Origin of the sequence: Bacteroides cellulosilyticus DSM 14838 (genome assembly GCF_000158035.1) — a bacterium.
Classification (GTDB): Bacteria; Bacteroidota; Bacteroidia; order Bacteroidales; family Bacteroidaceae; genus Bacteroides; species Bacteroides cellulosilyticus.
The window spans coordinates 348,011-360,617 of the sequence record NZ_EQ973488.1 but is presented as its reverse complement, the minus strand read 5'-3'; the positions used below and the strand labels follow the sequence as shown (position 1 = coordinate 360,617).

Below are 12,607 nucleotides of genomic sequence, written 5' to 3'. Positions count from 1 at the left end.
TAAGTTGCTTAATTCCGGAATACAAATGTACATCATTATTTTTATATTACCCTTTTCTTTTTCCTTTCATTAGAAATTCTTCAAAGAATGTATCGCGGTAGCTGTTGCCTATGGCAATCTCATAATTGCCTATATAGATGTCATTGTTATCAAATGAATCGATGTGACGGGTATTGACGATATAGGACTTGTTTACACGGAGGAACAGATCCTGGGGCAAGAGCTCGGAGATGCCTTTCATATTCATACGGGTTATGATGCGCTGCTCCGGTAATTGAAGGATTACATAGTCTTTCAATCCTTCGATGAAGAGAATATCGGCATAGTTTACTTTGAAATATTTCCGTTCGGACTTGACAAAGAAATACTTGGAAGATACATTGGCTTCAATAGCCTCTTTCTCTTCTTTCATCAATAAGGAATGATAGGAGAGAGCCTTCTGTACAGCTTTCTGGAAACGTTCTGTTTCTATCGGCTTGACCAGATAGTCGATGGCATCGACTTCATAACTATCCAGTGCATATTCCGTATAAGCAGTGGTGAAGATGATAAGTGTTCGTTTGGAGACAGTATGTGCGAACTCTATGCCGGTGATACCGGGCATCTGGATATCCAGAAAGATCAGGTCGACAGAATGTTCTTCCATAAACCGTGCGGCGGACACTGCATTGTTGAACATGCTCAGTAAGCAGAGCTCTTTATTTTCTTCTACCAGCATTTCCATAGCCTCGCGTGCCAGGGGTTCATCATCTATTATAATACAATTCATAAGTTCAGCTTTAAATTTACTACATATTTGTTTGCTGTTTCGGACACTTCCAGCAAATAGCGACCGATATATAAGAGTTCGAGCCGACGTCGGATGTTTGTTAGGCCGATTCCGCCTACACGGCTCTTGCCTGTTGCTATGGCAGGCTTGGAGTTTTCACACAGGAATTCCAATTGATTATCATCAACTTTGAAGAAAAGGTGAACGTATGACGGATGTTCACTATCGAAATTATGCTTCACTGCATTCTCTACAAAAGGAATGAATAGCAAAGCCGGCAATTGTATGCCATCGATATTACCTTCCTCTGTAATATTGTAGTCAAAGTGGTCACGCCGTACTTTCTCCAGATTCAGATAATCGTTCAGGAAATGGATATCGGAACGGAGAGGTACATGTTCGCGGAAGTTATCATTCATCTGGTAACGCAATAAATCTTCAAGCTTGAATAATACTTTAGATGCTTCTGCGGGATTTTTTCGAATGAGTACATTGGCATTATTCAGCATATTGAATAAGAAGTGAGGATTTATCTGGTTTTTGAGAAACTTCAATTCAGAATGCAGAGTGGCAGATTGGATCTCATCTACACGCTGGTTATAGAGTATCCAGTGACGGAGTAGGAGTATGGCGGACATTCCAGCTACGGTAAATCCCATGGCTAATACTCCTGATATGGCATTTACCACGATAGGCAACAGACCGTTATCGGATGAGGGAACCGAAATATCTATGGTGAAAATTTGGAATATGGCTACAGCTATAATGACTATCAGACTAACTCCGGATACACCGAGGGCATATATCAACAGGCGATTTTTCAGCAGGAAGCGAGGGAATAGCCAATAAAGATTGATATAGAAAACTGCATCGATGGAAATAAAATAGATGGCCCATCCCAGCAATCTTTGAGGGAAGCTGAGTGGTCGCATGGGGACATTCCAAAGTATGTTTACTGTAATCATAAATACCACGAATTGCAGAAACAGATGCCTTGCCGTCCGATAACGTGGAGCAAGCAGGAAATTGGTAAAACGGTTATTGATCATTTTCCACCTCCTTTCAATTCAAGCTGAATGCTTTGGCCGGTTAATTCCAGCCGGTAGTTCTCTCCGTATTGCAAATCAAGACGTTGCCGGATTTTATTTAATTCCTGTTCCGGTTCCAGGCAAGGTATGGATACCTGGCAGTTGAACTGAATATTCTCATCTTCTGCATGCAGATGGATGTCAATGGATGCAGGATGTTCTTCCTGTGTTTCGATTTGTTTTACGGTGTACTGTATAAAAGGGATGAAAAGCAATGGGAATACAAAAGTGCGTCCTGTCTCTCCCGATGCGTTCATGTGGAAATCAAATTTGCCGGAGACAAGTTGTTCCAGTTCCAAATAATTGGTGAGGAATTTGATTTCTGTATTTAACAGCACTTTTTCCCGGTTACAGTCATACAACTGATACCGGAGTATCTGGCTCAGTTTCATTAACATTTTCGAAGCCTTTCCCGGATTTACCAATGCCTGCTCTCCTGAATAGTGGAGTACCCGGAATAACATGGAAGGACTAATTTGTTCTTTCAGATGTTCTATTTCAGACTGCAACCTGATTTTTTCCAATTGCATCACTCGTTGGTTTTCCAGTATCCAAAGCCGCAGTAAGACAGTCATGCCACCGCCCATGATACTGAGGAGCGTTAATGGGAAAGAGGAAAGATAGTCCATCACAAATGCCACTTTAGAGTATCCGACATAAATGTTAGGAACTGAAAAGATATCGGATACAATATACTCCTGTGTAGCTTGAAAGATAAAAACTACGATTAAAGCGGTTGAGAGGGAAAGAATATATGTCAGATATCTTTGTTTGAGCAAGTAACGGGGTACCAGATAGAGCAAATTGAAATAGAAAATGGAACCATAGAGCAGAAACATATTGAAGATAAGAAGATAGGTCCACTTCCCTAACATCTCTATATAGCCCTGACAACTGAATAATACCAGATTACAGGCTATGACAAGCAGTGCCACGATGACAGTGATATGTCTGGCTACCCGGAAGCGCGAACTGACGAGGAAGCGGTATAGAAAAGAATTATCATTGCCTATAATAGGTATTACTTTCATGGAGGTATCTTTCATTTGAGGTGACGAAGATAGAATAAATTCATATAAAACACTGGATTATCCTAAATTAAAACTCTATTTTGTAGCTGATATTGGTCAGACCTGTTTTCTGTTCACTTACCTCTATCTTTCCTGTTTTTATATTATAGAGGTGCTGAATGAACTCTTTGCTGCCCGTAAAGTTGAGGCCTTTCACGGAGAATTCATGAGATACACGTCGTTTATTGATGCGGTAGCTTACTGTATAATTACCAATAAACATCGGAGAACGTTGAATGGAATATGCCCGCATTTCATCATACTGTACTTCTTTATCGGGGTGATCCATCGTTGCTTCCACATCTATCGGAGCATAGCGTTCTCCGCCTTGCAGAGTGAGCTTCAGATTGACACTGAGAATGTTTTGTTTATTGCGTCCCAACATCCATTCTTTGCCGATTAGCCCGTTCAATACATATTTTCGGTTAAAGCGTGTGTTGTGCCAGACACCGTCGCCACCGCAATAACGGGAATCGAACAGGGAGGCAGTTATCATGTAGTAGAGGCCTTTGTTCAGTGCTCGTTCCCATGTGAAGTCTACACCGAAGTTGCGCCCTCGTCCTTTGTTCACTAAAGCATTTTCCACGAAAAACTCATCTCGGTTAAGCACTGAAAAAGAACTGTCGCGCATGACGGGCACATCGTATAGGAACTGAATGTAAGGTTCCACTTTCAGACTTGTATTTTCTGAAACCTTATAGGCGAATGAAAGCATCAGATGGTGTGCTTTGGTGAAATCGAGGTTTTTGTTTACTGACCGGTCACCGGTACTTTGTGTCTTTACAAAGTAAACGTCCATTTTTTCCATACGGCTATACATACCATAAGCCAAAGCAAAGGAAGTCCGGGTATTTGTTTGCCATTTCAGGCTGGCACGTGGCTCAAGGGTCCAACGATTATTTAGTGTGAGTAGTTGTCCGTGCAGGCCGAAGTTCAGGCTTAGTTTATCGTTTATTCCCCATGCGGAACTGTTGTAGGCTGAAATCAAACTGGTGTTTCCGTCTCCTTTTGAGATTGTTTCCAACGGTTGGTCAATGAATGGAGCAAGTTCTAAATTCATGTTGTAGAACATTTGTGTAAAGGTTAATCCGGTTTTATTGGTAAAACGGTTATTTACTTTCCGGTTCAGTGACGAAGTCAGTATCAGGTTTGTGCTTCTGCTGTTCTGATCGATGTTAGGTGAAGGATTAAATTCTCTGTCATAAGTGGTTTGTATGGCTTCTTGGTCGGAATAGGTTCCGGCAAGTGTGGTTTTCAGCAACGTGTTTTCATTAAAGAAGTAGCGATGGGTAACACCTCCGGCTGCCATGTACTGCGTAGAACATCCCTGTCCGGCATCTTCCAGATAATCCCATTTATCCGGATTCTTTTCGAGTGAGCTTTTATATTTGTCAAGTAATGCAGTGCCCCATACGGCGAAAGTGCCTGCGTGGCGGGTGGGGAAGTTTAGTTTGAAGTTCAGGTCTTGATAGTCCATCTTTCCACCTAAGTCAACGTTCAGTAATCCTGTAGTGGAGTAGCGGTAATTGAAGATATACGAAGCCTTATGTTTCTTGCTTAACGGCCCTTCGGAGGCGAAATCTATTCCCATGATACCTACCTGGAATGTGTTTTCATTTCGCTGGTTGTTTCCGTTGCGTAGCTTCATGTCGAAGACACCGGAAACAGCATTGCCGTATTCTGCCGGAAAAGCACCTGTGAAGAAGTCGGAGTTTCCTAAAACTTGTGCACTGAGTGAGGACAGAATTCCACCTCCTAAGGTGGCGATATCTGCGAAATGGTTTGGATTGGGAATTTCCACATCTTCCAGTCGCCACTGTAATAAATGCGGGGCATTACCGTGGATAGATATACCATTATTGGAAACGCTTGGCGTTACTCCGGCAAATGAAGCAACCAGTCGGGCCGGATCATCAAATCCACCTGCATAGCGACTCGCTTCTTCCACGCTGAGCATACGTGCTCCTGCGACAGCCATTTTATTCATGGCTTCGTTCCGGTTGTGCGCACGGACCACTACTTCGCTCAGTTCGTTTACGCTTTCCTGCAAAGCTATTTCCAGATAAACTTCCTTAGCGGAAGTCACTAGAATTTCCCGTACAGTCGCTGACTCATATCCCATGAAAGAGGCTTGTACAGAATGACGGCCTACCGGAACTTTTGGAAGTGCGAAACGTCCGAGACTATCGCACATCATCCCTAATCCCGGAATATCCGTTAACTGTATCGTAGCATACGGAATAGGATGTCCTGATGCCCGATCATTGACTACTCCTCGCAGTGTTTGTACGGGGCGTCCACTACTTTGTGGGATATTCTCATTATCAGCCGATGCTTGTCCGGGGATATTAGAAACTTCTTTTCCGAAAGAGCAAATTGAAATTAGTAATACAATTATTACTAATACTTTAGTTTTATCCATCTTTATCGTTTTTGGTTTAATGCGACAAAGATAGGTCTCCGCAATACGCTACTCTTTTATTTGAGACGAACCGGATGGCTTTGTAGACGAAACTCGGAAATAGCGGCTAAAGCTTGCTCTGCTTTTTCTTCAGGCACAAAAATGTGATCATGGTAGTACGCGGCAACCACATTGGCACTAATATTCTTTTCTGCCAATTTAGTTGAAAATGCGGCTGTTAATCCAACAGCGTCCAAGCTTGAATGTACATTTAGGGAAATGAGCTTATAAACAGATTCATAATTTATATTTTTATTAATAGCCTCTTGTTGGGTGATGATAAGCGTCAGTCCCTCTTTTTCATGGAAAAAGCCGATGGGGTTCAATTGATGTACATCATCCCAGTGGAATTCGGGAAAAGTACAAAAAACAAAACTGCGTTCATCCAGAACAGGATCGATACTGGATAATAATGTCCCTAAATCTTTGATGCCTGCCATAACGTATTGATTTATATTCTTTTTCTTTTCATTGATGAAGTGATTCTTAATGTGCCTTCAATTGCAAAAATAGTACTTTTTTATGATTTAACGGAAGAACCTTTATACTTACGGCTCCTTCTTGTCTTATTTATTCATTTACGAAAGCCTTACCAGTTATATAACTCATACGTGTTGAGTTGTATAACCCAGGCTGTATAAGTTGTATAACTGGTAAACCTTTTCGTAGTAAGTAAGAGAAAAAAGAAGGTAGTAAGCTATTTGCTTTCTAACTTAATCCATGATTTACAGTTTATTTCTTTCAGAAATTCCTTATCATGTGATATGGCGATTACCGTTCCTGTATAGTCCCGGATAGTTGCTGTAATGATCTCGATACTTTCAATATCCAGATTATTGGTCGGTTCATCCAGTATGAAAACATCTGGAGTGTTATCTGCAATCATCAGGCAACAGAAGGAAAGGCGCATCTTTTCTCCACCACTAAGTAACCTGCAAGACTTGTTCCATGTAGCTGCTGGGAAGAGATAACGATTCAATATCGTTTTCAGCTCATGCTCCGGCAGGTGGCGCCGATTGAAATATTCCGCTTGTTCCAGAATACTATATTCATTATGGATAAGAGAATATTCCTGATCCAGATAAACTGTGCTGAAATCAATACGGTCAAGTGTTCCACTGACGGCAGAAAGATCTCCGCAAAGTAGTTTCAACAATGTGGTTTTGCCGCTGCCATTATTGCCTTCAATATAGAAGCGGTCGCCACTCCGTAACTGAAAGCTTAACGGTGTTGTCCACATGGATTGGGGAGCATCCGGATATTGAAAGTTCATTTCTTTTGCAGTAGCCAATACCTTACCTTCGTGCAGAGTGGAGGCATTGAAATTTGTTTTTAATTTCTCTACAAGGGGAAGAGTACTTTTTATGTTTTGCATGTCCTGCTGTAACTTTTCAGCTTTCTCGGTATGTACACTTTTTAGTTTATTAGTACTTACTTCCGCCCTGTTTTTCATAGTACCCATCATAATGCGGGGAATGCCTTTCTTGATGGCAGCCTTTTCACCCCGTACATTCTGTTTTGCCTTTTGTTCCGCCAATTCACGGGCAGTTTTCCGGGCAAGTCGCAGGGCTTTTTGCTTTTCTTCCAGTTGCTCTTGCAGGGCGTTCAGTTGGATTCCTTTTTGTTCCTTAAAGAAATCGTAATTGCCGCCATAGAAAGTTAGTCCGTTAGAGGCTAATTCACAAATGGCAGGTAACTGGTTTAGTAGGGTACGGTCATGGCTGATAACAAGTACAATGGCCGGAGTGCGCCGTACGAAATCATATAACCGTTGCCGTCCTGTTGCATCCAGATGGTTTGTTGGCTCATCCAGCAGAATAGCGACAGGTGAGTGCAATTCCATGCCGGCAAGAAAGATACGTGTTTTTTCTCCCCCGCTTAATCCGCCCATCAGACGGGAGAGGGGAATACCATCCATTCCCCAGGCCGACAAGGCAGCTTGGGCACGTTCTTCAATATTCCAGTCATCATTCAGTGTGGTGAAATGTTTTTCAGATACATCTCCGTTTAGAATGGCATGTAAGGCTTTCAGTTTGCCATCTATCCTTAAAGCCTGTGCAATGGTCCGGTCATCATATTGCCCGAAATGTTGAGGCACATAATAGAGATGTTCCGGGTGGCTGACCGTTCCGGTTGTAGCAGATAAATCACCTGCAATAATCCGCATTAAAGTGGATTTTCCGCAACCGTTGTTTCCAGTCAGCGCTATTTTATCTCCTGGGTTGATAACAAGGTTCAAATGTTGGAATAAGACTTCTTTGTCGGAATGGACATAGCTAAGATCTCTGATAATAATACTCATGGTAAATACTGTGTTTAAAGAGGTGAATACACTGTACCCAAAAATGCTTTGGATACAATAAAATCTCGATTGTGGAGGGGATAGACAAACACAGTATTGGCTAAACATTCACGTTTGTGATGCTCAGCGTTCTGAATTATAAAGCATGTAAAAAGTGATGTTTACCGAAATGTTTGTCTTTACTTGGAAATTCTCATCGTAGTAATTATTAGTTAGTGGGTGCAAAGATAGGTATTTCTTTTGGATATTGCAATATTACTATTAAAAGGTGGATATTCTGAGTATTTCGATAAGCCTTCGATTATTAGACTTTTAGGTAAAATACCGTTTTTAAGAAGATTTTCTTAAATTGTAGAATAAAACCATATGTTTGCCAAATAAAACCATATATTTGCAAAATATAGGGTGTATCTCGTGAGAGAACAATTAATCATTATATTTAATTTATCTCAATAAATCTCGTATGAAATCTACTGATTCCGAACAAGAAGGAGTCGGCATGGAACTGGAACAGTACCGTAACCGGCTCGAACAAATGGTCGAAGAAAAATCTAAAGACCTGATTGCCATTCAAGAAAATCTGGAAGCAACCAACCGGCGGCAGGCATTATTCATAAAAGTATTGCAAATATTACAACTGGAACCGGACATACCTACAGCCATGAATATGGCACTTGCAGAAATCGGTCGTTATACCGGTGTTGATCGTTTGGCAACATGGGAAAACCACCTTGACGGAATTACGTACGGATGCACCAATGAATGGTGTAACGATGGTATTGAACCGGCTATAGATTACTTGCGGAGTATGACTATTGAAGCGGGGAAGCCTTGGTTCGATATGCTCGAAGAAAACCATATCATCTGTACGTCTGATATTTATTCACTTGATCCTTTTATTACTCAGATGCTTGAAATTCAAGGGGTAAAAGCTATTGCTGTTTTTCCTTTGTCGCAGTTAGGGGTGCATTTCGGCTTCCTGTCATTTAACTTTTGCTGGAATAAGCAGTGGGACGAAAAAGATGTGGAACTAATGAGCCAAATATCGCAAATTGTATCTACCGCTACGAAACGCTGGCAAGTAGAAACTTCCCTGCAATTGTCTCAGCGAACCATGCAAAAGGTGTTGGATAATATCAATGCAAATATCTTTGTTTGTGATTATGATACACAGAAGGTGCTTTTTGCAAATAAGCCTTTCAGGGAAGAAGCCGGACAGGTTTCGGGAAATGCAGAATGCTGGAAAATGCTGAATGCAGGATTGAATGGATTGTGTGCGCATTGCCCGAAACCACAGTTGCTCGATGCTGATCGCAAATTTACAGGTGTTCATTTCTGGGAAGACTATAATCCAATTACCGAACGTTGGTATACCATCCAGAGTATGGCGATAAAATGGCTCGACGGACGATGGGCAATCATGGAATTGGCCACTGATATTACTACTCGTAAGCAGGTAGAACTGGAGCTGATTTTGGCAAAGGAAAAAGCGGAAGAGTCGGATAGACTAAAATCAGCATTCCTTGCGAACATGAGCCATGAAATACGCACTCCTTTGAATGCTATCGTGGGCTTTTCAAGCCTGCTTGCCGAAGCTGATGATGATGAGCGTGAATCATACATGTCTCTGGTAGAGGAGAACAACGAACTGCTGCTTAATCTTATTTCTGATATTTTGGATATTTCTAAAATAGAGGCCGGTACAGTAGAGCTTATTATAACAAGAGTGGATGTGGCCCGACTTTGCCGCGAAGTCATTTCCACCTGTTCGCATAAAAAACATGAGGAGGCGGTGGGGTTACGTTTTGACGAAAGTTCACCGCAGATAATGGTTGATGCCGATAAGAATCGAATTATGCAGGTGCTTTCTAACTTCATAACCAACGCTTTAAAATTTACAACCAAGGGATCGGTCACTCTTTCCTATAGATTGGAAGATGACGGTCTGTTGCATTTCTGTGTGACGGATACCGGTAAAGGTATTCCTGCTGAACAGCAGCATGAGATTTTCAGTCGTTTTGTAAAACTCGACTCTTTTTCACAGGGTGCCGGTCTTGGTTTGTCTATATGTCAGAGTTTAGTAGAACGGATGGGAGGACAGATTGGAGTAAACTCCCGTGAAGGAGAAGGTTCGTGTTTCTGGTTTACACATCCGTATACACTCGATGCCTCATTGGATTCGGATGCTGTAACAAAGGGTGGAGAGCAAGTTATAAAGATCGTTTCAAGGAACTATAAACCTCTAATTCTGGTGGCCGAGGATATAGATAGTAACTACTTGTTGATCGAGGCGCTTCTCAGAAAGGATTACCGTCTGCTGAGAGCACATGACGGCAATGAAGCTATAGACCTTTTCAATACTCAAGCTCCTGATCTCATTTTTATGGATATGAAGATGCCGGGTATGAACGGGATAGATACAGTCGTTATGTTAAGGGAAGGTGGTGCTCAGGTGCCCATCATTGCACTTACGGCATTTGCTTATGACGATGATAGGGCATTGGCACTTAATGTGGGTTGCAATGACTTTTTGACCAAACCAGTTTCGCCACTCGAGTTACGTAGGATGGTCAGTAAATGGATAGGAAAATAAGTTTTGGAAGTATTATTCCATAGAAGACGCGTCAAATGACAAAGGCAGCAAAGCGCCTACACTCTTCATCTCGTAAATACCCTTTTTCCCGAAGAGTAAAATGCGCATCGGTTGTTTGAAGCGTTTTTCTGTTTCAAGCATCACTTGACGGCATGCACCACAGGGTGGAATCGGATCATCCAAAAAATCCCGTTCATTGCGTGCAGCAATGGCAAGTGTTTCTACTGCCTGATCGGGATATTGGGAGTTTGCATAAAACAAGGTAGTACGTTCGGCACAAAGTCCCGATGGATAAGCTGCGTTTTCTTGATTGGTACCTGTGACAACTGTACCATTTGCCAAACGTGCAGCGGCACCCACGGAGAAGTGCGAGTAGGGGGCATAACTGCGTTGGGTAGCTTCGCGTGCGGCATCCATCAGTTGGCGGTCAGCATCACTTAATTCATTATAATCGTATATTTTAATGTCAATTTGTAAGGTCAAATCTTTCATAAGGCAGTGATGTATATTGTAATTAATGTTACAAAGTTAGAAAAGAGATTGGTAATTCCAATTCTTTTTAAGATTTTTGTACCTCAACTTTTACTGATATGAATAGAATTAACGCTATCAGACTCACTGCAATCCTGGCACTTCTGGTTTGTACCGTTGCCGCCCAGGCACAGCGCCGGAATACCCGTTACGTGGAATATATAGAGAAGTATGCTCCGCTTGCCGTACAGCAAATGAAGGAACACAAGATACCTGCCAGTATTACCCTGGCACAAGGGCTTCTTGAAAGTGGTGCCGGACAGAGTGCACTGGCACGCAAAAGTAATAATCATTTCGGCATTAAATGCGGTAGTAACTGGCGTGGACGTACGGTGCGTCATGATGATGATGCCCGCAATGAATGTTTTCGTGCATACAGCAATCCCAGGGATTCTTATGAAGATCACTCCGCTTTTCTGAAAAGGGGTGCGCGTTACGCTTTCCTGTTTGATCTGAAAGTTACAGATTATAAAGGTTGGGCACGCGGTCTGAAGAAAGCCGGATATGCAACTGATCCCTCTTATGCTAATCGACTGATAACAATCATAGAGGATTATGACCTTTATAAGTATGACAGTCGTGGCATGAGTAAGCGTGAAGCCCGTAATTGGGAGAAGGAATTGAAGAAGAAACCCTGGCTGGCTAATCCGCATCAGGTATATATAGCTAATGACATAGCTTATGTTGTAGCTCGTGATGGCGATACTTTCCGTTTCCTGGGTAAGGAATTCGATATCAGTTGGAAGAAACTGGTGAAGTATAATGATTTGCATAAGGATTATACATTGGAAGCGGGTGATATTATCTATTTGAAAAGTAAGAAAAAGAAAGCCTCTAAACCACATACAGTTTACATTGTGAAAGATGGTGATTCCATGCATACCATTTCACAAAAATATGGTATACGGTTGAAGAACCTGTACAAGATGAATCGGAAAGATGATGAATATATACCGGAAGTAGGTGACAGATTAAGATTAAGATAAAAACAGATTGCATATACTAAAAATGACTGCTCATAAGCGGTCATTTTTAGTATATGGCAGAGGCTTGTAACAGAAATATAATTTGCTTGTAACCGGAAAATCCTTCTCTTGGGCATACTTTTGCATTTTCTTTTAAAATATTCCGGTTATGGCGACAGGTGACTCTTTTTACGAGGACGAGTACTTGCTTTCCTTGCTCAGACAAGGCAGTCAGGATGCATTTACGCAGATATATAATAAGTACTATTCTATGCTATACTCCTTGTCTTGCAGGTATTTGCAAGACAGAGAACTTGCTGAAGACGTGGTTCAGCAGGTATATTTGCGTTTATGGGAATCCCGTTCTTCTGTTTGCATTACAGTGAGTCTGAAAAATTACCTTTATACAATGGCGAAGAATCATGTTCTGAATATGATTCGTGATAAAAATGAATGGATAGTCAGGCAATATGAAAACATCCAGCAAGAAAATGATATTGCAGACGATGGTTTGCAGGAAAAGCTGGAGGAAGAAAGAAAACTGAGTTGCTTCTACCGGGCTGTGAAGCAATTGCCGGGAGCTAAGCGGGAGATATGTTTGCTGAAGATATATGAAGGGTTGAATAATCAAGAGATAGCTCATAGACTGAATATACCTGTGGGAACAGTGAAGAACTATTATACACAATCCATACAGTTATTGAAATACTACCTCAAAGAATTATATTGATGAATGCAATAAAAGATGTAATGATGAATAAGGTACTTGCTGGTGAAGCCGGTAAGGAAAAGGCACGGGAGTGGGGACGTTGGCTGGCTACGGATGAA

10 protein-coding genes are annotated in these 12,607 nt (G+C 41.7%); 3 read left to right on the top strand and 7 right to left on the bottom strand.

Annotation, left to right across the window (positions count from 1 at the left end):
* Positions 1-46: 46 nt before the first annotated feature.
* The 6 genes from BACCELL_RS02815 to BACCELL_RS02790 form a co-directional block, all read right to left on the bottom strand.
* On the bottom strand, positions 47-769 hold the full coding sequence (locus BACCELL_RS02815; protein WP_007210014.1) for a LytR/AlgR family response regulator transcription factor: 723 nt from the start codon (positions 767-769) through the stop codon (positions 47-49).
* Complete coding sequence (locus tag BACCELL_RS02810) at positions 766-1,818, bottom strand: sensor histidine kinase (protein WP_007210013.1); 1,053 nt, start codon at positions 1,816-1,818, stop codon at positions 766-768. The genes BACCELL_RS02815 and BACCELL_RS02810 overlap by 4 nt, the downstream gene beginning before the upstream one ends.
* Positions 1,815-2,888, bottom strand: a complete 1,074-nt coding sequence (locus BACCELL_RS02805) for a sensor histidine kinase (RefSeq protein ID WP_007216378.1) — start codon at positions 2,886-2,888, stop codon at positions 1,815-1,817. The genes BACCELL_RS02810 and BACCELL_RS02805 overlap by 4 nt, the downstream gene beginning before the upstream one ends.
* Positions 2,889-2,955: 67 nt before the next feature.
* Positions 2,956-5,349, bottom strand: coding sequence for a TonB-dependent receptor (locus BACCELL_RS02800; RefSeq protein ID WP_007210011.1), 2,394 nt, complete (start codon positions 5,347-5,349; stop codon positions 2,956-2,958).
* Between the two features lie 56 nt (positions 5,350-5,405).
* Positions 5,406-5,828, bottom strand: coding sequence for an ACT domain-containing protein (locus tag BACCELL_RS02795; protein ID WP_007210010.1), 423 nt, complete (start codon positions 5,826-5,828; stop codon positions 5,406-5,408).
* A 257-nt stretch (positions 5,829-6,085) separates the two neighbouring features.
* Positions 6,086-7,690 carry an ABC-F family ATP-binding cassette domain-containing protein gene (locus BACCELL_RS02790; protein WP_007210008.1) on the bottom strand — a complete coding sequence of 535 codons (1,605 nt, stop codon included), beginning with the start codon at positions 7,688-7,690 and terminating at the stop codon, positions 6,086-6,088.
* Positions 7,691-8,153: 463 nt separating this feature from the next.
* Between BACCELL_RS02790 and BACCELL_RS02785 the strand changes: the two genes are divergently transcribed.
* A complete protein-coding gene (locus BACCELL_RS02785) occupies positions 8,154-10,283 on the top strand; it encodes a GAF domain-containing hybrid sensor histidine kinase/response regulator (protein ID WP_007210007.1) in 2,130 nt (709 codons plus the stop codon).
* A 12-nt stretch (positions 10,284-10,295) separates the two neighbouring features.
* Here BACCELL_RS02785 and cdd read toward each other — a convergent pair whose 3' ends face one another.
* Entirely contained in the window at positions 10,296-10,775 is a 480-nt protein-coding gene (cdd, locus tag BACCELL_RS02780; protein ID WP_007210006.1) for a cytidine deaminase, read from the bottom strand.
* Positions 10,776-10,873: 98 nt separating this feature from the next.
* Here cdd and BACCELL_RS02775 point away from each other — a divergent pair, with 98 nt between their 5' ends.
* A complete protein-coding gene (locus BACCELL_RS02775; RefSeq protein ID WP_007210005.1) occupies positions 10,874-11,800 on the top strand; it encodes a glucosaminidase domain-containing protein in 927 nt (308 codons plus the stop codon).
* Between the two features lie 148 nt (positions 11,801-11,948).
* Positions 11,949-12,509, top strand: coding sequence for an RNA polymerase sigma factor (locus BACCELL_RS02770; protein ID WP_007210003.1), 561 nt, complete (start codon positions 11,949-11,951; stop codon positions 12,507-12,509).
* Positions 12,510-12,607: the final 98 nt, after the last annotated feature.